The organism is Enterococcus sp. 7F3_DIV0205, assembly GCF_002141365.2.
Lineage (GTDB): Bacteria > Bacillota > Bacilli > Lactobacillales > Enterococcaceae > Enterococcus_L > Enterococcus_L palustris.
The window spans coordinates 2,990,685-3,014,025 of the sequence record NZ_CP147244.1 but is presented as its reverse complement, the minus strand read 5'-3'; the positions used below and the strand labels follow the sequence as shown (position 1 = coordinate 3,014,025).

Here is a 23,341-nt window from a genome sequence, read left to right as displayed (position 1 = left end):
CAAACTTTTTATATAAATTTACTATAATTATATATTTTAAATTTATCAAAAGAAAAACTTTTAAGATGTTTACCATAGAGTATCACTGCTTCAAAAAGTAGTATTGGTTTCAATCACAACTAAATTGTTAAGGTAAGACTTATTCCTTTAAACGTTATACACTGATTATAGAAGGATGCTTTTGACTAATTTTTTTAGAGTGAAGACAAATGCTGCAAAAAAAAGAAACAGATTATTTAGAACCAATTTTTGGAACAAGAGCAGAAAGCACTGTATTACCAAAGCACCATCTGGCTCAAAAATCAGTTGAGCCACGTATTACACAGTAATTAGTAGAAGATGAACTGTTGGATGAAGGCAATGCTCGCCAAAACTTAGCCACGTTCTGCCAAACATTTATGGAACCAGAAGCAATCGGTTTGATGACGCGTACCTTAGAAAAAAATGCTATCGACAAGCTGACTTATGGCATGCAATGAAGCGGAAGACTATCTAGAAACCTCAACAATATGCTCTTCTGAAGCCTGCATGCTTGTAGGCTTGGCTATGAAATTTTCATGGCAAAATCGTGTGCAAAAATTAGGCTTAAACATTACAAAGAAAAACCAAATTTAGTGATATCTTCTGGTTATCAAGGATGAATATACAATTGGCATTGTAGGATCACTTATACAGGAAAATATGATGATATAAAAAAGTTAAACAACTTGGTTGAACAATACAATCAAGCAACGAGCTATAAAGTATTTATTCATGTAGATGCTGCATCAGGCGGATTGTTCACACCTTTTGTTGATTCAGAACCTGATTGGGATTTCCGATTAAATAATGTTATTTCTATAAATACGTCTGGTCATAAATATGGCTTAGTTTCCCCTGGGGTTGGATGGGTTATCTGGCGTGGGAAGAAATATCTTCCAGAAGAACTAATTTTTGAAGTTAGTCATTTGGGTGGAACTATGCCAGCAATGGCTATCAATTTTTCACATAGTGCATCTCCTATTATCGGTCAATACTATAATTTTTTGAGCTTTGTTTTTGAAGGATATCAGAAAATCCATCAAAAAACACGCGTCGTTGCTAACTTTTCAGGAAAAAACTAGCGACATTTGGTGATTGTGATGTTATTAATGACGGCAATGAATTGCCCGTTATTCGTTATTCACTCAAGAAAGATAAAAACGTCCACTGGACACTTTACAATCTTTCAGACCCTTTAGTTGTACAGTTCCCACTTATCGTTTGTCAAAACTCTTGTCCAACGAATCGTTGTTTTGGAGGACTTTAGAATGTATTTAGCGATGATTTCGTTAAGGTCTTACAAAGTAGATTGATCGTACTAAACCAAGCACATATTCTTTTTCATGATAACGATGGATTACAATCTTATGACTTCACTCGTTAAGCATGTTTCATGTTTAACACTTAAATAGATACAGATAAAAAAGTTCTCAGCTAAGTTATAAGCTGAGAACTTTTTATTCACACTATTCATACTTTACTTCAACTAAACACAATCCTTCTGGATGCGCAGTGGGTCCAGCTAAATTTCGATCTTTGGCTGCCAGAATTTCTGGAATTATTGTTTCATCCATCCGCCCATTCCCTATTTTAAGCAGTGTACCTACCAAGATTCGAATCATTTTGTATAAAAAGCCGTCACCTCGAAACGTGAAAAGCAGCTCATCTTCTGCCTCATTAACATCCAAAATCACTTCATGGATCGTACGTACCTTATCTTCTATTTCAGTACCAGAAGCACAAAATGAAGTAAAATCATGAGTTCCCACTAAATCAGTTAACGCTCTCTTGATTTTTTTTGTATCTACTTCATAAGGAAAATAACTCGCATAGAATCGACTAAACGGACTTCTCGGTTTCCCAATATCTACCCGAAATTGATAGGTTTTCTCAACAACATGATAACGGGCATGAAAATCATCTGAAACGATCTCCACACTTTTCACCGCGATATCTTCTGGTGTTTGGGTGTCCAACGCATAACGCATCTTCTCTAAATCTCTCGTTTGTGGATAATCAAAATGAATGACCTGTCCTGCAGCATGAACCCCTGCATCTGTTCGACCAGAACCAAAAATCGTAATTGTTTTGCCATTATTCATTTTCCTCAATGTTTTTTCAAACTCTTCCTGAACAGTTCGGCCATTTGGCTGAGTTTGAAATCCATTAAAATTCGTTCCATCATACGCAATTATTGCTTTATAGCGCGGCATTTCTTTTCCACCTTTACTTCTAACTTCTTATTAAAACTAACACTCCAGTTAAAATGGCAAACGCCAACATCACTACTGTGTCTTTCAAGTGCCAATGAAGAATCCGATATTTCGTTCGGCCATCTCCGCCTTGATATCCACGAGCTTCCATTGCAGTCGCTAAATCTTCTGCTCGATTAAAACTGCTAACAAACAACGGTATCAACAAAGGAACGACAGCTTTCATTTTCTGGATCAAATTTCCTTCTCCAAAATCTACTCCACGTGCTCGCTGCGCATTCATGATTTTTTCAGTCTCATCCATCAATGTTGGCACAAAGCGCAACGCAATCGATAACATCAATGAAACTTCATGAACTGGGAAACGAACAACTTTCAAGGGACGCAATAAATATTCGATCGCATCTGATAAATCAAGAGGCGGTGTTGTCAATGTCAATAATGTAGACATAAAAATAATCAATACAAAACGGCAAAATATAAATAAACCATTGATCACACCAAATTCGGTAATCGTAAAAATTCCCCAACTAAAGTAAACTTCCCCACCTTGAGTAAACAGCATCTGTAAAGCCACTGTAAATAAAATCAACCAAATCAGCGGTTTGATACCGCGAATAAAGAAACGAATATTCACTTTAGATAGAAAAATCGCAAATAAAGTAAAAATAGCTAAAATAGCATATGTTTGCCAATTATTCGCTAAAAATATGATCCCAATAAAATAAAAACTAGCGATCAGCTTTGCCCGTGGATCCATCGTATGAATAAAAGAAGTTCCTGGGATATAGCGACCAAAAATCAATTTATTCATCATAGATCTCCACCAGCCTTTTTGAAGCCTTTTAATAAATCATCCGCTAAAGCTTCCGCAGTCAATGGTAATCCTTCAAAAGAAAAACCTTTCGCTCGTAATTTCTCTGCAAAGATCGCAGCAGTTGGTACACCTAATTGTTTTTCTTTCAACCAATCAATATCCTGAAAAACTTCTTGTGGTGTGCCAGCCTTAACAATTTGGCCTTGTTCTAATACGATCACATGATCTGCATAATTAGCCACGTCATCCATTAAATGGGTCACCAAAACAATCGTCATACCGCGTTCTTCATGTAAACGCTGAAACATTTCCATCATGTCTTTACGCCCTTGTGGATCAAGTCCTGCTGTAGGTTCATCCAAAACGAGCACTTCCGGTTCCATCGCCAGAACACCAGCAATCGCCACACGACGCATTTGACCTCCTGATAATTCAAATGGAGAGCGTTCCAAATAACTAGCATCTAGTCCAACTAACTCAAGCATTTCAGCAGCTAATCTCGCAGCATCTTCTCCTGATACGCCAAAGTTCTTCGGACCAAAAGCGATGTCTTTGGCTACCGTTTCTTCAAATAGCTGAGCTTCCGGAAACTGAAATACGATACCAACTTTTTTACGGATCGGCTTTAAATTTTTATTATTTGTCTCAGGAACGATCACTCGATCACCAATCGTTACAGTTCCTTTTGTTGGTTTTACTAACGCATTCAAATGCTGTAACAAAGTGGATTTACCACTACCAGTATGCCCTACGATTGCTGTATAAGAGCCATTTTCTATCGTCAAATTTAAGTCGAATAATGCCCTTTGTTCAAATGGTGTATTCGGTTGGTACGTAAAATCTACTTTTTCAAAACGGATGTCCATAACCAATCCACCATCCTTTCTTCAGTCAAATATTCATTTGGCACCTCGATACCACGCTGCTTCAAAGAAATTTTTAGTTTTTCTGGAAAAGGTAAATCTAAGCCCATCTGGATCAATTCCGTTCCAGCAGAGAAAATTTTCTCTGGAGTGCCTTCATTAACAAGTTCTCCTTGTTTCATTACTAAAATCCGATTCGCATTAGCAGCTTCATCAATATCATGTGTAATAGAAATAACGGTTAAGTTACTTTCCTCTTTAATTTTTTTAATTGTCGAAATAACCTCTTCTCGTCCCTCTGGATCAAGCATGCTTGTAGCTTCATCCAAAATAATGATATCTGGACGTAAAGCAACTACACCTGCAATTGCTACACGCTGTTTTTGTCCGCCTGACAATCGAGCTGGCTCCCGTGTGGCAAAGGCACTCATTCGAACTTTCTCTAACGCATCTTTAACTCTAACAAGCATTTCCTCGCGAGGAATCCCTTGATTCTCTAAACCAAATGCAACATCATCTTCTACTGTTGACCCAACAAACTGGTTATCAGGATTTTGAAACACCATCCCTACCATTTTGCGAATATCCCAAACGTTGTTTTCATTTAGCTCTTTTCCGCCAACTGAAATGCTGCCAGAAGCAGGTAGTAATAACCCATTGATCGTTTTGGCCAACGTTGATTTCCCTGACCCATTGTGTCCAATAATCGCAATCCACTCACCTTGTTGGATGGAAAAAGATACATCTTTCAAAGCGGGAGAAGCATCTTCTGGTTGATAGTTAAAATCAATATTTTTTAATTCAATTATCGGTTGCATCGCGTACTCCCTCAATTATTTAGTCTTACTAACACTAACAAAAAATCAGTGTTTTTTCAATCATATATTCTTTTAAATACAACAATACTCATTATAACAAAAATAACTCCGTTAAGGGAGAAATGAACCTACCAAGAGCGATTTTTTATAAAATAAGCAGTAAACTTTCAAACAACTTTTTCTTAGAAAAAACATAGTACTTTTTTACGTTATTTCTTTGATTCAACAAAAATAGCATAAATATAACTTTTCCAGTTATATCTATGCTACTTTTTCAGTTTCCTAAACTTGTTATTCACTGTTATTTAAACCCTATCCAACCAATAACCTCTAGAACGAACTGTTTTAATCACTTTGGGTTGTTTGATGTCTTGTTCGATTTTACTTCGTAGGTGAAAAATGATATTACTGACTCGATATAGATTAGACTCTTCTCCGTCTTGTTGCCATATCTCTTCCCAGATTTCCTCGTACGTTACGACTTGTCCCGCATTTCGATATAATAAGTCCAATACTTGGTATTCTAATCGGGTTAACCGTATCGCTTTTTGATCCCCAATCTTTACTGTGCTATTTCTTCCGTTAAGCAAGATCTCTCCTGCTGGTGCTTTCACAAAAAGCTCTTCCTCTCGGGGCGTTCCTTTCGTCTTAAAACGGTTTAAATGATTCGTCAATGTCAGTAACCACTCTTCTACCGTCAATTGATCCGTCACTACTCCATCGACTCCCAAACTTCGGTAAACTTTTCGGGTACTTTCGCTTTCTAACGTTGTCCAAACCCATAATAAGGCATTGGTCACTTTTCTTGTATGCAGTATATATTCGCAAATCTTCGCAATCTGTTCCATCGATTGTTCATAAAAAAGAAGTAAATCATACGTATTTTTTTCTAACGGTTCTTGTGTGTCAATGACTCCCACTTGCCACTCGTTTGGCCATTGTACGTCATTCAGGTTCTCTTCTCCAAACGTCACTATTCCTACTCTGTACATCTTATTCTCCTCTCCACCTCTCTTATTACTGACTTGTATTCACCACACCAATAATCTCTTCTTTTTTTATCACACTGTACTCTCGACTATCCGTTGAATACAAGCGGTTATCTCCCATCACAAAATAGGTATCTTTTGGGATGGTTTCAACTCCAGTTACTTCATATAAACTAAAATCTTTCGTGTAGACAAAGCCATTCTCAAACGCTGCTTTTTTTTCCAAAGCGATAAACGGTTCTGCTCGTTCTTCTTCATTTATGAACAGTTGGTCATTTTGATAGGCTATTTTTTCTGTGGGCAACCCAATAACACGTCTTAACTCTGATTTCTGTGCACTTTTGCGTTTAATCAACACGATCGCTTGACGCTGAATGGGGGCTTGTTTTTCAATCAAGACATACTCCCCCAGTTTCAAGGTGGGACTCATTGCGTAGCTGTCGACTTTCGCTAAACTGAAGAAGAAATAGGATTGTGCATATATCAATAAAATAAGGAGGCCCATACCACAGATTACTTCTATAAACAGTCTATTCCGCTTTTTACGACGAACTAGTTTGTTTAGTGCCTGCTTGTTCTTCTTCGTTCGCTGAATGGATTGACTATTTCTAGCTCGTTTGTTCTTCGGTTTACCTGTTTGTTTTTTTGCGCTCATGATCCGATCCTACTCAAGAATTGCTTTTGGCTTTTTTTAGGGCTGCTTCATCGACTTTATACAATTCAAAGACTTTCTTTTGGTACCCACGTATTCGGTTGATATCTTCTTGATACCCTGCGATCACTTCTTCATTCCCATAAAAACCATCCGTCATGCGCATCGCATTCGTGCCAAGATCCAACATCGCCTTATAGTAACGATTCAAGATCAACTGACCTTCTTCTGTGTTCAAATCACTCGCTCGATTCGCACCATAACTCGTAATAGCGCTCGCTAAGTAGCGGATATTTCCATCTAGTTTTTCCTTACTTTCACTTTCTGTTTTCGCCTTTTCCAACTGCTCATCAAAATCATTCAATAAAAAGTAACTTTTTACAACGGACTCTTCATCTTCATGACTTAGGCTCATTGATTGATAATAGGCTACCAATTGACTTCCTCCAAAAAATAGAAACGTGACGACCAAAAAAAGGAGTGTTCGACGCTTGTTTTTCTTCTTTTGACCTTGTAAGTGTTTCCGTTTTCGAGCAAGTTGTCGTTTTCGTTTGGCCCCTTTTCCTCGTTTTTTTGCCAGTTGTTTGGCTTCTTTGGTTAGTTTGACAGAAATCAATACGCACAGAAGGAAAAGCAATCCGCTCAGTATCGTCAACGTTAGAAGGACGAGTATGGTTATTTCCAATACAGTCATTTCTTTACCCTACCTTACTTCGGTCTATTTCTTTCTGTTTTTTCTTTCTGTTTTCTTCTTTTTGGTATTCATGAAACGGATTCCGCCAATAAGACCAATGACGAGCACAAATATTCCTACCGCTACCCCTATGATCAAGGGCCAATTCACGCCTTTTTCCCGCACTAAATCGACATCATCTTGGTTAAATTTATCTGCTTGTTCGTCTGTAATAGTGAAGTCTTCCTGCCATGTCCATTTTTGATCCCCAGCTTTCGCAAGGATATTCGCTGTATAGGTTCCTGGCACCATCTTTTCCCCATTCATCGTAACGGGGAAATGCAAAAAGGTGTTGGGGGCGATATTAATGCTTGATTTCTTGGTTTCGTATAGCACTTCCGCTTTGCCTTTTGGCGTTATTTGGACTTCCATTGATAATTTTCGTAAAAATGCTGCCTGAGTATTGGAGACATCCACAAAAATCGTATTACGATAATTGAATTGGCCTACTTCTACTTTGTTCAAGGCTAGTTCTGGTTTGACTTCTTTGTCTGTTTCTTGCAGCACCATCGCAATGACATAGGCATATTTATTGGCGATATTCGCCCCTTCTTTTGCGGGTTTTTCTTCTTGGTTCTCCCCTTCAATCGTTTTTAATTGAATTCCGCCAACAATAATCCCATCATATGACGTTTCCGGCATTGTAATCGTAATCGGGACCGTTTTCTCTTCTTTAGGCGCTAAGGTGACTGTTTCAGGGGCGTTCACTAAATCCACAAAATCAAATTTTAACGACGCATCTTTTTCAATTTGGCTAGGGCCATATTCAATCACACCACTAGAGTTCGTTCTTGTGCCGTTTAAGCTGATACCGATCGTTAGCTCTTTCTCCCCTAAATTTTTCATCAAGAGGCTGACTTCTTGTTTTTGTCCTGGTGTCATCTTCAAATCAAAGTACCCATTTTCTTCTTTCTGATTCTCTGGATAATTGAGTTCATAATAAAAACCAGTTGCCCCTTGTGCATCTTGTGCGGAGGGTTCTTTGGCATATGTATAGTGATTGGTACTGATGATGCTTATCATTGCCATCATCAAAAATAACATGTATGTTCGTTTTAATTTCATTCGATCTTCTTCCTTTACTTATAAGATAAACAAGGGCTGACAGTTAGAAACTGCCAACCGCTTGTACGCCTCAGTACTAGACTGAGTAGTTCACCTCGTTTCGTATCACGAATTAAGGTGCTGGTGTGTATTCAATTGACCATGTGATATCTGCTTCGTAAGTGCCTAATTCAATGGTTTGAGCTGGTACGTTTAAGGAAACTGAACTAGCAGATTTACCAACACCTGCAGTAGAAGCACCTGGACGTAAGATATTCGCTGCAGTAAAGTCAGCGGATTGTCCGAATTCCGCAGAATACGTGCCTAAACCAACAGCTCCTGTAGACGCTGTGTTATCAAAGACCAATTGTTTGCCGGCACCTGGATTGGTTGTACCATTTCCTAATGTGAAGTTTGTTGGTTCTCCTGCTGGCCAATAGTTAATATTTTCTTGTGTTGAATTTAATAAGCCATTTGTGTAAGCAATCGTTGCTTTATCTAGTGATTTCGTTGTTTTTGTTGTGTGTGTAAATTGTTTTGTCATTTCAGCTTTGATAGAATACGTGTGGTCATCTCCAGCACGTTTGTCTGTCCATTGTACGTAGGGTCCACGTACTTTTCCTGCTGTTTCTGTCCCATCTGGAGCCACTTCCGTTACTGGAATTTCTGCGGCTGTGTATGTTTCTGTTTTTGTCGATACTTTTTGTTGCCCAAAATTCAACACCGCTACACGGTCAATCGTAATTGGACCAAAGACTGGGTTTTTATCTACAGTGTTTGGATCTTCTGGCTTGATCGTCCCTGGTTTCTCTGGATCGATGTCTTCATTGTCCCCATTGTCTTCAATGATTTCAATGATTCCTTTTCCTTTTAATGAGTGCTCATCCGCAAAAGCTGTTGCGCTTCCTGCTAGTGATGCTGAAACGATGGCTGCTAAAGCAACGGTACATAGTGTTCTTGTTTTCATTGTGTTTTCCTCCTAAAGATATATGTGTGTTTTATATATAGTTACTTGCTTGCACAAGTGAACTCCAATTAAGTTGGCAAGGCTGCCAAGATCCAGGTCAATTCTGTTTCATATTGCACTGGTTTGATTTCTGTTCTCTCTGGAACAGATAAGAAAATAGCGGTATTTCCATAAACTGGTTGATTCTCAAATTCTGGGTCTACGATGGCATCACCAGATGGGGTCGTTTTTGGAAATAGAGTATTTTTTTGTTGGTTTTTATTCGTTTCCGATGCGCCAAATTCAATCGTCCATTGACCTTTCCCACTGCCTATTTCGGCAATCGCAATGTTTTGCGTCATGGCCAGTTCTGAAATTTCAATGGTATCTTTCGTCACGATCGGCGGGGTTTCCCACGTATAGATACTATTGGCCCAACCGTGGTCTAAAGACAAGGTCGCTCCTTTTAATTCTTGGGCTTCTTTTTCTTGAATGATCGTATTTCTAAATTGATATTCTTGGCGTACTTGTAAGGTCCACCCTTTTTTATCCGAACGCTCATCTGTAATTTGGATATAACTCCCTCTGGGCGTTGTCCCGTCGTGAAACAATTGGGCATTCGCGTAAAACTGTCGGTTTTTTTCCTCGATTTTATTATGTCCAAAGTGGAATGATGACACAAAATCGATGCGTAATGGACCGTCTGTTGACGGGCTTGGCCCCGGATCAACGGGGATTTCTGGGTTTTCTGGATCGATCGGCTGTTTCGGGATGCCCCCTGTCATTTCGATGTTTCCAGTCCCTGTTACATCACTGCTTTCGGCATAACTAGTAAGGGGTAAGCCTAGCGCTAAGAGAGCCAAGCAGGAAAGAGGAATAATTGTTTTTAAATCACTCATTGATTCCCCTCCTTCGCTGACCGATTTTTCTTCGCTCGTCGAAACAAGATCAAGGCTCCGACAGCTAACAACACGCCCACCCATGTATACGGACTTTGAATGAGCTCACCAGTACTCGGCAAGCGGCCTTTCGGTTTTGTAATGGGCAACTCTTTAGAAGAACTGGTTGCCGTTGACGGTTCACTGGTACTAGCGTGTGTCGGTTCAGTACTCGATTCTTCATAGAAACCAACTACACCATTGGTCGTGACTTGGCCACCCTCGGCCAAGGCCTTTTGGGTATTCGCCGCTCCAATTCCTACAAGAAGTAACAGAGCGAAAAATAGTCGTTTATAGCTTTTTTTCATATCTCTCCTCCTTCTCTTACGGATCCGGCGTCGCTGCGAGTTCCCATAGAATTTCTCCTTGGTAGCTGCCTAATTTTTTAACATCGCCTGGGTCAACTTCTAACTTGAAGCCGTCGCCTGCTTTGGTGCCATTCCATGTGGTACTAATGTTATAGAGTTCTTTCTCTGCCTCATTTGTATGAACCATGATCGGCTGAGCACCCTTGTCTAATATGATTTCTTTCCCTTCATATACATAACGAATCGCATTTTTTAAGACACTGTCTTTATGAGCAGGATCTATATGGGTCATTTCAGCTGTTAATTTCGCCGTTAAGGTCCATTTATCTTTGACGGAACGGCCATCTTTGACCACCAAATCTTGGTCGTATGCCGGGGCGTTCACCCTTGTGGTTTTCCCATCATATTTGTGGGTACTGAAATTAATTCTATTGGGTGCAGAATAAAGCAGAAGTTTTCCATCAAATACATAGGTCACTTCATTGACTCCGTCAATAATTTCAACAGAGGCTTCATTCGCGGGGCGCTCAACGAGTTTAAATTGGTTCGCTTCGACCGCTTTGATCGCATTGTAAAGAGCTGAACCGACAGTCTCTGCCTCTTCTTTCAACTTGACAATCGAACCAATCGTTTCACTTCGGATAATCGGCTCCGCAATTTTTTCACCGGCCTTATTTACAAAGTGGATAGTGAGGTCTTTGATCAAAGGTTTTTTGGGAAATACTGGAATCGCCACTTGAGCCTCTGCTTTTTTGGTCGAATCACTCACTGTATAAGCTGTAACTTTATTGGTAATCGTCGTTCCTTCACCAGAGATGATTTTTGCTTTATATCTTAGGGTTATCTTTTTCCCTGCTTGTACCTCTAGTGGTGTATCACTTACTGTAAATGAAGGAAGTGATGCATGAAAAATAGGTGTAACTTTCTTTTCTACGCCTTTGTCATCTACTAAGACGAAGGACTCTTTATCTAATTCTAATTCTGCTGGATACTCATCTTTCCAACCCACTTCTTGCCAAGGGGCTTCTCCTGTATTTGATGCACTTAATTCGAAAGTAAGACTGTCATCCATTCGATCTTTTCCGTCCGTTGACGTGTTATTTGTGTATGTTTTAGCCGCTTCTGGTTTGGCGGGTTCCTCACTAATAGGGATCTTAACCTCCCCTACAGCATTTTGGTCTACTGGATTACTAGCAAAAAATCGATTGATGATAGTTGTATTCGTGCCACTGATAATTTTTGCTTTATACTTGATTTTTACTTCTTTGTCAGGAGCAATGCTATACAATTTATTTAATTTAAAAGAACTTGTTTCTGGTCTTTGGTCAAATTGGTAATCCGTAGGAGCCAGATTTGTCACAGTACCATCAGTATCAGTTACACTCAGTGAGTCCCTCACTAATTCTAATTCTTTAGGCATCGTATCTGATAGTGTAAGTTGCGACCACTCATGAATCACTCCAGCGCCACTGTTTGTGGCACTTAATGTAAATTCAAGGATATCTCCTACTACATTTTTCTTCGGTGTCAATTCGGTAAGATTGTCAAATGTTTTTATTGCCTTTGGCTTAAGTTCGGCTGGTTCTTCAATTGACAAATCTAAAGAACCAGTTCCAATCTTGTTGGATTCTATGGTGTTGATCTCCCATCTCAATGCAAAGATTGGATGAGTCAACGAGTAGTAGGTGTCTTTTGGCATAGGCGCGTCCCAAGCTTGATAAGCATCTGTAGCACCAGTCAACTTACTAGCCATTTTTGTATTCTCTGGAAGCTTCCACCCCCCCTTGTGTATAGCAAACCAGTTGCCCACTTGGAAAGTAGGGCCCAGATCTCCAATTTTTGTTGCATTAGGTCCTTTCATTTGATTGTATCCAGCATTAGTATAAAAATAAATCCTTGCTGGAATGCCATCGACTATGGTCTTAGTTGGTTCATCGAAATAGATTCCCGCATCGCCGTAAGAATATAATTTAGAACTCATATGATTCCCACCAACATCCATGTGAGAAGCATGAGTCATTGCGTAATTTTTTATTTGACCACTGTTATTATAGTAACTTATATCATAACGAACTCGACCTGTTTCAAAATCCACCACATATCCATGAACTCTTACTGGCATGTACTCCATAGAGGTACCTGAGGAACTTACACCTCGACCATAATAACCATACGCAACGATTTCATTGTCTTTCACGTATTGTTCCATAATATAAATGTCATTTACATTTGAACTTCCGCTTGTTCGTCCAGCTCTTTTAACTTCCCACTTTCCCGTCATTAGATTCTGTTCTACATCGCCGATGTCAAATCTACTTCCCGTCTCTCCCGTATAAGTCCTACTATAGTCAAAATCATATCCAAAAACACGAGTAGACTTTTGAGATGCATCAGTTTGTTTCTTCACTCCTATTATCATAGGCCCTAAAAGTGGGAGTTCGAAAGCCCTACCTAACCGAGCATACATATTACCAATTGTAGAAAATGTGCTTGTTGCGTAGGTATAGTTATTCGAAGATCCTACATGACCAAAAAACAGATAGTAGTCTCTCATACCACGATCGAAAGCCCCTCCTGTTAGTTTAGCAGGCGTATTTACATCTGTTTTAGTAAATGAAGATAAATCAATATTATCGTCTTGATCCAATAGTCGCCATCCTAGAGTTGTATCTGGCGTATCTGGTATAGCAACTGGTAATTTCGCCGCTAAAGCAGCCGTCCCTCCCCAGAGTCCCCCCCAGATAAAGATTAGCGATAGAATTAAGACAACAAGTGTCTGACTTTTTTTACTCACATTTTTCCTCCTTTCACCATTTAATATATATTTCATTTTTTATAGCAGCCTACATTTAAAGGAAACCTTGCCGACCATACAAGAGTTACTTCCTTATATGTTTTAGCTTCTTTTAAACGATGGTTGGTATAAAAATTGAAAACAAAGAATAGTTGTATTCGAAATATTTTTCTATTTTTCTGGTTTATAGTATTATTAAATTAGTCACTTTTCACGAATTTTCTACAAAAATTATTTTATGCCAAAATTTTATATCGTTACATTATCAAATTTATTTTTTCAATTTATACTGAAAAAAAAGTAATAAAAATATATACCTAATTATAAATTCCAGACAGCTAAACAAAGCCATTGAATTATTTCTTTTTTAGAAAGATACTTTTTCATTTCCTGTTTTTCTATAAAACAGGAAACAGCACTGAAAAAGCCTTATATAAAACTATTTACCTTTCTCGTTTGACGACTAATTTGACGGCGGATTGCAAAAAAATAACCTTACTCATCTGAGTAAAGCGAATCATAAGAATATTATCCTAATAAAAAACATTAGTTATTTTAAAAAAACACAAATATAATGTATTTGAGATGAAATTAAAAAAACAGATTAAATAAGTGATAATTTTTTTATTGCAGCTCGTTGTTCTTCTAAAAATGAGTTGGTATAGGTATCTAATGTTAACTTTATAGATGAGTGGCCTAATAATGAACTAATGGCTGCTATATTTACTCCTAATTCTACACAACGTGTGGCAAAGGTATGGCGAAGAGCATGAAATGGCATGTTAAATAAACCCAGCTTTTGTTTAATTTTTTCAAAGCGATAACTAACTGTACGAGGCTCTATTGAGCGATTATCACTAGTCACGACATACTCAGCTGAAGAATGACTTTTCCAATACAATAGTACTTTTTTTATTTTTGTCGTTAAGGGAATAACTCTAGTCGAATTTGCTGTTTTTGGCGCTGTCTCTACAATTTTTGACCGTTGCCCAGTAGTACTATTGGGTAAACAAATTCGTTGCTTTGTCCGTTCAACTCTTAATAAAGAGGACTCAAAATCGATATCCGTCCATTTCAATGCACAGATTTCACCAATGCGCATCCCAGTTTCTAATGCTAATAAAATAGGTAACCCCTTTTCATCCATTAAACTCTCTGCTTCTACAGCTTTCTGTTGAGCACGAGTCAAAGCTTGTATATTTTTTTTTGAATTTTTAGGTAAAGCTGTGTTCTCGCAAGGATTCAAATAAATAAATCCTCGTTCTTTTGCTGCTTCAAAGCAACTTTTGACGATCCTAAATACAATTTTGATCGAACTTGATCCCAATGACTTCGCTAACGATTGAACGAATTGATTGATCGTTAATGAAGTAATCTTTTTTAGCGGATAGCTTTCTAAAAAGGGTAAAATATGTAATTGAAGTTTATTGTTATAGCTAGCATATGTGCTTTCTTTGATTTTTTTCGCCATTATCTCTGTCAGCCAAAGGTGCGCCCAGTGACCAAAAGTTCCTTGAAATTCTTTTGAATGCCCTTCATAAGATACAATTGCCTGTGCTTTTTTCTCAATCATCTGTTCTTTGACGGTTCGATAGGAGCGTGCATAGATATAGCCATAATAAATAGAACCATCTGCTTTTCTAGCCTTTGGATAACGTCCTTCCCACCGTCCATCTTTTCGCTTATAAATATTTTCACCTTTAATCAAAATAATCAAATCCTTTCTATCTGTATTGACGGCGGAACTGACGGCGGAAAAAAACGAACCGCCTCTTGTACACTTCGATACTGATTTTCTAAATAAAGTCACTATAGAATTTCATCTACTGAAAAAATTTAGACCAGATTCCTACTTTTTTCTCTCAAAAAAAACGATATAATTATATAAATTCTCATTTTTTTCCATATTTAACAAAAAAACTGGAAATAATTATGAGATATTTTCCGATTAGCTACTTGATTTTTATCAAATACTCTAATAGAATTAATTGTGTTGTTAAACTAGTTACTTTAAAAATCAAATTAAAAACGTTTCCTGTTTTATAGAAAAACAGGAAACGTTTTTGATTTAAATAAAGTATACAATAAACATGCCAAAGAAAAATTTCAATTTTTACTAGAAATACAGTATTTTTCTTTATACTAATTTCATTTACCGTGGAGTATTTTCACTATACAAATACGCTTAGCTTATTAACATACCTATTTCTTCAATATGACATTTAATTTATAGATGTAATTAATCCATATCTACTTTTTCTAAATATTCAAAAGCATATTGCGCGTATAGTTCTGCGCCAACTTCCATTGCGTCTTCATCCACATTGAAACGACCATGATGATGAGCCCATTGTGTATCTTTTTCTGGATTTCCACAACCGACTAAAGCAAAACAACCTGGTGTATTTTCAGTAAAATAGCTGAAATCTTCTCCTCCAGTAGTTGGCGGTTCTTGAATAAGTGCTGAATCACCAAAGTTTTCTTTGATAATGCCTTGGGCAAACAATGCGTCTTCTTCATCATTGATTACCGGGACTGTCCCATAATCATAATTCAGAGTAGCTATTCCTCCATACATCGCGGCAGTTTGTTCTGCATAACGTTTTAAAGCTTTCTCTACACGATCTCGCGTCTCTATACTAAAACAGCGCACAGTCCCCTCTAATCGAGCATTTTCAGCAATAACATTAAATCGCGTACCAACATCCATTTTACCCACAGTCACTACAACGGGATCTAATGGGTTCGTTTCTCTTGAAACAATCGTTTGTACATTCATAACAAAGGATGAGGCCATAACGGCAGCATCTACACAAGCATCCGGCATAGCACCATGCCCACCGCGTCCTTTAAAATCAATGGAGAAGATATCAGCTGAAGCAAATGATGAACCCACAACACAAGATGCTGTTCCAGAAAGCATTTGTGACCAGATGTGAATTCCAAAAACATCATCTACACCCTCTACTGCGCCTTGTGCAACCATCGCTTTTGCCCCTTGTGCATTTTCTTCTGAGGGTTGAAAAATAAAACGGACAGTACCTTTTATTTGCGCTTGAACCTCTTTTAAAGCTTTGGCTGCTGTTAGTAGCATCGCCGTATGTGCATCATGTCCACACGCATGCATTTTCCCATCTTCCAGCGACTTATATGAAAGTCCATCCGTTAGTTCTTGAACAGGTAAAGCATCCATATCTGCTCGTAGAGCAACAGTCTTTCCAGGCTGAGCGCCAACAAGTTCCGCAATAATACCTGTAGGCTCCGTCTTGCGATAAGCAATCCCAATTTTATCTAACGCTTCAGCAACCTTCTCAGTTGTTCTAAATTCTTCAAATTGCAATTCTGGATGTTGATGTAAGTCTCGTCTAAAATCAATCATCTCTTCTTTATACTTTTGGATCAACGCTTTTATTTCTTTCATTTTATTCCCTCATTCCTATTCTATAAACTCAATAAAATACTTGCAAAAACGCCTGCTAATATCACTGATACAATGGTAACCGTTATGAAACCAGCAACTAGCATCGGCGGCATCATATGGCTGGTCAGTGCTTCTTTTTCTTTTTCATCTTCTGTCAATGACTGAATAACTTCATTGGTAATGATGTAATCCGCTGGAAAGCCGTATAACGCTGTCAGTGAAACAGCAAAGGCCATTTCTTTACTAACACCTAACAAACGCCCGACAATCGCAGAAAAAACATACATCCCAATAACGCCAATAACAATAATACCAATCATAGGTAAAAATAATTCTTCTAACATCTCTGGCGTTGCTTTTTTCAGTCCATCAAAAATAAATAACATTAACCCTAAAATCGCAAAGCCAAAACTATTCGCCTTTTTCAATGGTTGCTTCTCTAGAAAGCCTATTGAAGAAGCTACAACACCAAAGAATAAACATAAAACAAATGGGCTAATTGAAACAAAAGGTGCGCACCATACTGAAACATAATAGGCGGCCAAGGCCACAATTGCCAAACGAAAGATTCTTGAAAAATCAGTATGGTATTTTACAGGAACATTTTTAAATAATCTTGGTATATCTTCATCTACTTCTACTTGTCCATTTTCTTGTTCATGAACGGGTGTCCATTCCCCATTTCGGTACTTTTCAAGCATTCGTTTTCCTTCTTTTTTCAACATAATCGACGTTAACGGATAGCCTGCGAATCCTTGCATTACATAAATTAAAATGGCCAATACTGATAGCGAAGTTAATCCCGCCGTTTGAGCAGCCTCTGACATAATCAATGATGAAACAACACCGCCAACTAGCGGTGGAACTGCGACCAAGACTGTTTTAAAATCAAAAATCAATGATCCCACTGTTAATAATAATACAACGATACCTAAAATTCCTGAAAGTGTAATCACGATTGTTTTCCATTGATTGGCTAGTTCTTTGATCGATAATAAGGTCCCCATATTTGTAATCAATAAATACATCAATAATGTCGCGACTACTGGTGGAATCCCTGCAATTTCAACAATATTCTCTGGAAAAAAAGTCCAATAGCCAATAACAAATAGTACTGCACAAACAAAAACGGATGAAATCCACGCTTTTGTCTTACTTGATACAACATCTCCGATATATAAAATAGCCATCAGTAATGTGAAAGCTGTCATTTGCGCCATGATACTCCCCCTTTAAACTCTTTGTATTTGTCTGAAAATTCCGACTAATAAAAGTATACTAAAGTTCACACCTAGATGCAATAACATAACAAAAATAAAAAAAGTCCTAAGAAAAATTCTTAGGACAAAAAAATACACCTTATACTATGATGAGTGCTCCCCTGTCAAACCAAGTTCGACAGGGAAAGCGTTGAGCTAGACTAGGAGTCGCCTCCAACATCATAACACTCTAAAAGAATCATCTATAAAGTGACGGTATAGTTTGATTATTTAACAAATTCGATAATTACCATTGGTGCTGCATCTCCGCGTCTTGGTTCTGTCTTCAAGATACGAGTGTAACCACCTTGGCGCTCAGCGTAACGAGGTGCAAGATCATTGAATAACTTTTGTAAAGCTGATTCAACAACGATTTTTTCGTCTTCTTCACGTACGCTAGCAACTTCATTACGTACATAAGCAGCTGCTTGACGACGAGCATGAAGATCTCCACGTTTGCCTAAAGTAATCATTTTTTCTGTAGTTGAACGAATTTCTTTCGCACGAGATTCTGTCGTAACGATACGTTCGTTGATAATTAAATCAGTAGTTAAGTCACGCAACATTGCCTTACGTTGGCTTGATGTGCGTCCTAATTTACGATAACCCACGTTGGTTTTCCTCCTTCGTAAAAAGTATTAATCGTCTTTACGTAAGCCTAAACCTAAATCATGTAGTTTTAGTTTAACCTCTTCAAGAGATTTACGACCTAAATTACGTACTTTGATCATTTCTGGTTCAGATTTATTTGTAAGTTCTTGTACAGTGTTAATACCTGCACGTTTTAAACAGTTATATGAACGAACAGACAAGTCTAGTTCTTCGATGGTCATTTCTAGCATTTTTTCTTTTTGTGTTTCTTCTTTTTCAACCATGATTTCAGCGTTTTTCGCTTCATCAGTAAGGTTAACAAAGATGTCTAAATGCTCCGTCATAATCTTAGCAGCTAAGCTAAGGGCTTCTTGAGGAATGATTGAACCATCAGTCCATATTTCCATTGTTAATTTGTCGAAATCATCACGACGACCAACACGAGTGTTTTCTACTTGGTAGTTCACACGGCGAACTGGTGTATAGATGGAATCAACAGGGAGAACACCGATTGGCATATCTTCCTTTTTGTTTTCGTCTGCTTGAACATAGCCACGACCAGGTTTCACTGTTAAGCGAGCATGGAAAGTAGCTCCTTCAGAGACACTACAGATAATTAAATCTTTATTCAAGATCTCAACATCGCTGTCGACGATAATATCGCCAGCAGTTACTGTAGCAGGTCCTGTAATATCGATCTCAAGGGTTTTTTCTTCTTCTGCATAAAGCTTAAGAGCTAAACCTTTAATATTCAAAACTATTTGAGTTACGTCTTCTCTTACACCTTTAATGGTAGAGAATTCATGCAACACACCATCGATCTGAATATTTGTAATAGCCGCACCCGGCAGAGAAGATAATAAAATACGACGTAGAGAATTACCTAAAGTAGTCCCGTAACCTCTTTCCAGTGGTTCAACGACGAACTTGCCATAATCTCTATTCTCATCAATTTTTTCGATTCTTGGTTTTTCAAATTCAATCATTCTTATCTATACCCCTTTCAAAACGAAAAGTGTCTTGTTCAATGACGTTCTTAATTCAAACTCAGAATGAGTGGCACTCATTAAACACGACGGCGTTTTGGAGGGCGGCATCCATTATGAGGAACTGGAGTCACGTCACGAATTGCAGTCACTTCTAAACCTGTTGCTTGCAATGAACGAATCGCTGCTTCACGTCCAGAACCTGGTCCTTTAACTGTTACATCAACAGTTTTAAGTCCGTGTTCTTGTGCTGCTTTAGTTGCAGCTTCTGCGGCCATTTGAGCTGCAAACGGTGTTGATTTTTTGCTTCCTTTAAAACCTAATGATCCTGCTGATGACCATGCTAATGCATTACCATGACTGTCAGTGATCATTACAATTGTATTGTTGAATGTAGAATGGATATGTGCAATCCCAGTTTCTATATTCTTTTTCACACGGCGTTTACGACTAACTTTTTTTGCTGCCATGAAGATCTAACCTCCTTCACTTAGGAATTATTTTTTCTTGCCTGCTACAGTACGAGCTGGGCCTTTACGAGTACGTGCATTATTTTTCGTGTTTTGTCCACGAGTTGGTAATCCACGACGGTGACGGATTCCACGGTATGAACCGATTTCCATCAAACGCTTGATGTTCAAGTTCACTTCACGACGAAGATCACCTTCAACTTTTAACTTATCAATTTCCGCACGGATGGCATCTGTTTGATCATTCGTTAAATCACGAACACGAATATCTTCAGATACGCCAACGTTTGCTAAAACTTTTTTAGCAGTAGTATTACCAATACCAAAAATATAAGTAAGAGAAATTACTACACGTTTATCACGAGGGATGTCTACTCCTGCAATACGAGCCATTATTCGTTACACCTCCTATTATCCTTGACGTTGTTTATGTTTTGGATTTGCTGGGCAAATGACCATAACACGTCCTTTACGGCGAATTACTTTACAATGTTCACACATTGGTTTTACTGATGGTCTTACTTTCATGATAATACCTCCCTGAATTTTACGGAGTACAATTATTTAAAGCGATAAGTGATTCGACCACGAGTTAAATCATATGGAGATAACTCAACAGTTACTTTATCTCCAGGTAAAATTCGAATATAGTGCATACGGATCTTACCGGAAACAGTAGCAAGAACTTGGTGTCCATTTTCTAGTTCAACTTTAAACATTGCATTCGGCAAAGTTTCGACGACTGTACCTTCGACTTCAATCATATCTTCTTTAGCCACGCACAGTACCTCCTTGTACTTGTTTCGCATTTTCACACGATAAAATGGCGGAAACTTCAGCCCCCACCTAGAATTTTCAATTAAACCTCTACAAAAAGGTAGAAGTCGGACTGATATATTCTATCATAAACTATTCTATTTGGCAAGAGAATCTGAATCAAACACAAATGGTAAGCTTGCGGCAAATCAGAAAACTATTTTTTTTCAATGATTTGTTTCACTTCAGAAAAAACAGTATCGATCTCGCGATTCCCATCTATTGTATGCAATACGTTTTTAGCCTTGTAAAAGTCTAAAATTGGCGCACTGCTTTTGATGTTGACTGCCAGACGGTTTTTGACCGTTTCAGGCTTATCATCTTCTCTTTGATAAAATTCATGTCCGCCGCAACGATCACATGTTCCTTCCTCTTTGGGAGGATTGAAGATTTTATGATAAGTTGCACCACATGAGCGGCAGATAAACCGACCAGCTAAGCGTTCAACTAAAATCTCTTCTTCAACATGGATGTCGATGACAGCATCAATTTTTTTATTTAACTCTGTTAACATTTTATCTAATGCTTCTGCTTGATCCAAAGTACGTGGAAAACCATCTAATAAAAATCCTTTATCAGTATCAGGTTCTGCCAAACGTTCTTTGACAATTCCATTCGTTACATCATCAGGAACTAAAGCACCTTTATCGATATAAGATTTCGCTTCTAAGCCAAGAGCAGTTTCGTTTTTCATAGCGGCACGGAACATATCTCCTGTAGAAATATGAGGAATACCATAAGTATCCACGATCTGTTCTGCTTGAGTACCTTTGCCTGCCCCAGGCAGTCCCATTAAAATGAGGTTCATTTCATTTCCTCCTAATTTTAAAGGCTGGCTTTTGAAGCTAGCCTAGCGAGAGAATGGTGCTGAGGATGATCCTCAACACACGACTCTTACTTATTGATAAAGCCAACATATTGACGTTTCAACATTAAACCTTCTAATTGTTTCGCTGTTTCTAAAGCAACACCAATCACAATCAGTAAGCTCGTTCCACCTAGTCCGATAGATTGCGGTAACTTCCAGATCATTTGAGCAATGATTGGTAGCAAGGCAACTAGTCCTAGGAATATAGAACCGACAACACTTAGTCTCATTAACATTCCAGAAATATATTCTTCTGTCCCTTTACCTGGTCGAACGCTTGGAATATAGCTTCCTTGTTTTTGCAAGTTTTCCGCTAATTTCTCAGGGTTAACTTGAACAAACGCATAGAAGAATGTGAAAGCGACGATCAGTACAGTATAAATAATTGCACCTGGAACGGTATTATAACTAAAAATTTGTGTCATTATATCATACCAGCCTTCACCAGCATAGCTTTTAGAAAAGGCTTGTAAAACAGCGTTCGGCGTTGCGATCAATGAACTGGCAAAGATAACTGGGATAACACCGGCAGCATTTACTTTTAACGGTAAATAACTACTAGTCGGCGCACCAGAAACACGTTTAGTATATTGAATCGGAATTTTTCGTTCTGCTTGCTGGAAAAATGTTACTAATGTAACAATAACCAAAATTGCAAGAATTAAAATTGCGATGAAAATGGCAGATTGCCAAATTCTAGAAGACTCAATATTGATAAAGTAATCGTCAACGATTTCTTTGATTCCTTCTGGTAAACGGGAAATAATCCCTGCGAAGATAATCATTGAAACACCGTTACCGATGCCTTTTTCAGTAATTTGTTCTCCTAACCATGTAACAAACATTGTTCCACCAGTTAAAATTACAGAAATCATCACAAAAGTGTTGATGTTCGGATTTTTTACGATCCCAACTGAACTTAAGCTTTGAAATCCAGCAGTAATCCCAATAGATTGAGCAATACCCAAGACAATCGTTAGATATCTTGTTGCTTGATTCAATTTCTTACGTCCAACTTCACCTTGCTTCGACCATTCTACAAATTTTGGTACGATGTCCATTTGTAATAATTGGATGATGATCGATGCTGTAATGTAAGGCGAAACCCCCATCGAGAAGATAGAGAAGTTTTGCATTGCACTACCACTGACCATATTCAACATATTTAAAAATGGTAAATTGCTTAAGTCTTGCAATCCTTTTGCATTTACGCCAGGTACAGTTATATGCGCACCTAAACGAAATACAAAAAGAATGAATACAGTAAACAAAATTTTTGATCTAATGTCTTTGACTTTAAAAGCATCTTTTAATAGTTTAAACATTAGATCACCTCGATTGATCCACCAGCTGCAACAATTGCTTCTTCTGCTGCTTTAGAGAATTTAGCTGCTTTCACAGTTAATTTTTTAGTTGTTAATTCACCATTAGCAAGAACTTTGATTCCAGCTTTTTCGTTTTTCACGATTCCAGCTTCGATCAAGCCTGCAGGTGTTACTTCAGTTCCATCTTCGAAACGATTTAAGACATCTAAGTTGATGACTGCATAATCTTTACGGTTGATGTTCGTGAAGCCGCGTTTTGGTAAACGACGGAATAATGGAGTTTGACCCCCTTCAAATCCAAGTCTTACACCACCACCTGAACGAGCTTTTTGCCCTTTTTGTCCACGGCCGGCAGTTTTACCATTACCAGATGAAGTACCACGTCCAACACGGTTACGTACTTGGCGTGAACCTTCAGCAGGTTTCAATTCATGAAGTTTCATTGGTTTGGCACCTCCTTAACAATGTA

General features: G+C 38.2%; 24 protein-coding genes and 1 pseudogene. 1 reads left to right on the top strand and 24 read right to left on the bottom strand.

Annotation, left to right across the window (positions count from 1 at the left end):
• Positions 1-209 precede the first annotated feature (209 nt).
• Positions 210-1,405 (top strand): annotated as a pseudogene (locus tag A5821_RS14160) (pyridoxal-dependent decarboxylase).
• 82 nt (positions 1,406-1,487) lie between these two features.
• Here A5821_RS14160 and truA read toward each other — a convergent pair.
• The 24 genes from truA to rplO all read right to left on the bottom strand — a co-directional run bounded on the left by truA (position 1,488) and on the right by rplO (position 23,315).
• Positions 1,488-2,234: a tRNA pseudouridine(38-40) synthase TruA gene (gene truA / locus A5821_RS14155; protein WP_086315365.1), complete on the bottom strand. Its 747-nt coding sequence runs from the start codon at positions 2,232-2,234 to the stop codon at positions 1,488-1,490.
• A gap of 19 nt (positions 2,235-2,253) precedes the next feature.
• A complete protein-coding gene (locus A5821_RS14150; RefSeq protein WP_086315364.1) occupies positions 2,254-3,051 on the bottom strand; it encodes an energy-coupling factor transporter transmembrane component T family protein in 798 nt (265 codons plus the stop codon).
• Positions 3,048-3,917 (bottom strand): energy-coupling factor ABC transporter ATP-binding protein, encoded by an 870-nt coding sequence (locus A5821_RS14145; protein ID WP_170923046.1) that lies wholly within the window; start codon positions 3,915-3,917, stop codon positions 3,048-3,050. Before A5821_RS14145 ends, A5821_RS14150 begins: the two co-directional genes overlap by 4 nt.
• A complete protein-coding gene (locus A5821_RS14140) occupies positions 3,893-4,732 on the bottom strand; it encodes an energy-coupling factor ABC transporter ATP-binding protein (protein ID WP_086315362.1) in 840 nt (279 codons plus the stop codon). The genes A5821_RS14145 and A5821_RS14140 overlap by 25 nt, the downstream gene beginning before the upstream one ends.
• A 305-nt stretch (positions 4,733-5,037) precedes the next feature.
• Positions 5,038-5,724 carry a winged helix-turn-helix domain-containing protein gene (locus tag A5821_RS14135; RefSeq protein WP_339098791.1) on the bottom strand — a complete coding sequence of 229 codons (687 nt, stop codon included), beginning with the start codon at positions 5,722-5,724 and terminating at the stop codon, positions 5,038-5,040.
• A 25-nt stretch (positions 5,725-5,749) separates the two neighbouring features.
• A complete protein-coding gene (gene lepB, locus A5821_RS14130) occupies positions 5,750-6,376 on the bottom strand; it encodes a signal peptidase I (protein WP_086315360.1) in 627 nt (208 codons plus the stop codon).
• 13 nt (positions 6,377-6,389) lie between these two features.
• A complete protein-coding gene (locus A5821_RS14125) occupies positions 6,390-7,067 on the bottom strand; it encodes a hypothetical protein (protein WP_086315359.1) in 678 nt (225 codons plus the stop codon).
• Between the two features lie 24 nt (positions 7,068-7,091).
• On the bottom strand, positions 7,092-8,171 hold the full coding sequence (locus A5821_RS14120) for a DUF916 and DUF3324 domain-containing protein (RefSeq protein WP_086315358.1): 1,080 nt from the start codon (positions 8,169-8,171) through the stop codon (positions 7,092-7,094).
• 112 nt (positions 8,172-8,283) lie between these two features.
• Positions 8,284-9,117: a WxL domain-containing protein gene (locus A5821_RS14115; protein ID WP_086315357.1), complete on the bottom strand. Its 834-nt coding sequence runs from the start codon at positions 9,115-9,117 to the stop codon at positions 8,284-8,286.
• 68 nt (positions 9,118-9,185) lie between these two features.
• Positions 9,186-9,995, bottom strand: a complete 810-nt coding sequence (locus A5821_RS14110) for a WxL domain-containing protein (protein ID WP_170923045.1) — start codon at positions 9,993-9,995, stop codon at positions 9,186-9,188.
• Positions 9,992-10,342, bottom strand: a complete 351-nt coding sequence (locus A5821_RS14105; protein ID WP_086315713.1) for an LPXTG cell wall anchor domain-containing protein — start codon at positions 10,340-10,342, stop codon at positions 9,992-9,994. Before A5821_RS14105 ends, A5821_RS14110 begins: the two co-directional genes overlap by 4 nt.
• Positions 10,343-10,358: 16 nt before the next feature.
• Entirely contained in the window at positions 10,359-13,136 is a 2,778-nt protein-coding gene (locus tag A5821_RS14100; RefSeq protein WP_339098786.1) for an isopeptide-forming domain-containing fimbrial protein, read from the bottom strand.
• Positions 13,137-13,740: 604 nt separating this feature from the next.
• Complete coding sequence (locus A5821_RS14095) at positions 13,741-14,844, bottom strand: tyrosine-type recombinase/integrase (protein ID WP_086315354.1); 1,104 nt, start codon at positions 14,842-14,844, stop codon at positions 13,741-13,743.
• A 531-nt stretch (positions 14,845-15,375) separates the two neighbouring features.
• A complete protein-coding gene (locus tag A5821_RS14090; protein ID WP_170923044.1) occupies positions 15,376-16,557 on the bottom strand; it encodes a M20 family metallopeptidase in 1,182 nt (393 codons plus the stop codon).
• A 20-nt stretch (positions 16,558-16,577) separates the two neighbouring features.
• Positions 16,578-17,777, bottom strand: a complete 1,200-nt coding sequence (locus A5821_RS14085; RefSeq protein ID WP_086315353.1) for a hypothetical protein — start codon at positions 17,775-17,777, stop codon at positions 16,578-16,580.
• 266 nt (positions 17,778-18,043) lie between these two features.
• Positions 18,044-18,427 (bottom strand): 50S ribosomal protein L17, encoded by a 384-nt coding sequence (gene rplQ / locus A5821_RS14080; protein WP_086315352.1) that lies wholly within the window; start codon positions 18,425-18,427, stop codon positions 18,044-18,046.
• A 27-nt stretch (positions 18,428-18,454) separates the two neighbouring features.
• The gene (locus A5821_RS14075; RefSeq protein WP_086315351.1) at positions 18,455-19,393 is read right to left on the bottom strand and encodes a DNA-directed RNA polymerase subunit alpha; all 939 of its coding nucleotides are present in this window, start codon (positions 19,391-19,393) and stop codon (positions 18,455-18,457) included.
• A gap of 80 nt (positions 19,394-19,473) precedes the next feature.
• Positions 19,474-19,863, bottom strand: a complete 390-nt coding sequence (gene rpsK, locus A5821_RS14070) for a 30S ribosomal protein S11 (protein WP_010761668.1) — start codon at positions 19,861-19,863, stop codon at positions 19,474-19,476.
• Between the two features lie 27 nt (positions 19,864-19,890).
• Positions 19,891-20,256 (bottom strand): 30S ribosomal protein S13, encoded by a 366-nt coding sequence (rpsM, locus tag A5821_RS14065; protein WP_010761669.1) that lies wholly within the window; start codon positions 20,254-20,256, stop codon positions 19,891-19,893.
• An 18-nt stretch (positions 20,257-20,274) separates the two neighbouring features.
• Positions 20,275-20,391, bottom strand: a complete 117-nt coding sequence (rpmJ, locus tag A5821_RS14060) for a 50S ribosomal protein L36 (protein ID WP_002288710.1) — start codon at positions 20,389-20,391, stop codon at positions 20,275-20,277.
• Positions 20,392-20,423: 32 nt separating this feature from the next.
• On the bottom strand, positions 20,424-20,642 hold the full coding sequence (gene infA / locus A5821_RS14055; RefSeq protein ID WP_002356224.1) for a translation initiation factor IF-1: 219 nt from the start codon (positions 20,640-20,642) through the stop codon (positions 20,424-20,426).
• Between the two features lie 194 nt (positions 20,643-20,836).
• Positions 20,837-21,487 (bottom strand): adenylate kinase, encoded by a 651-nt coding sequence (locus A5821_RS14050; protein WP_086315350.1) that lies wholly within the window; start codon positions 21,485-21,487, stop codon positions 20,837-20,839.
• An 86-nt stretch (positions 21,488-21,573) separates the two neighbouring features.
• Complete coding sequence (gene secY / locus A5821_RS14045) at positions 21,574-22,872, bottom strand: preprotein translocase subunit SecY (protein WP_086315349.1); 1,299 nt, start codon at positions 22,870-22,872, stop codon at positions 21,574-21,576.
• Positions 22,872-23,315, bottom strand: a complete 444-nt coding sequence (rplO, locus tag A5821_RS14040; RefSeq protein WP_010761672.1) for a 50S ribosomal protein L15 — start codon at positions 23,313-23,315, stop codon at positions 22,872-22,874. The genes secY and rplO overlap by 1 nt, the downstream gene beginning before the upstream one ends.
• Positions 23,316-23,341 lie beyond the last annotated feature (26 nt).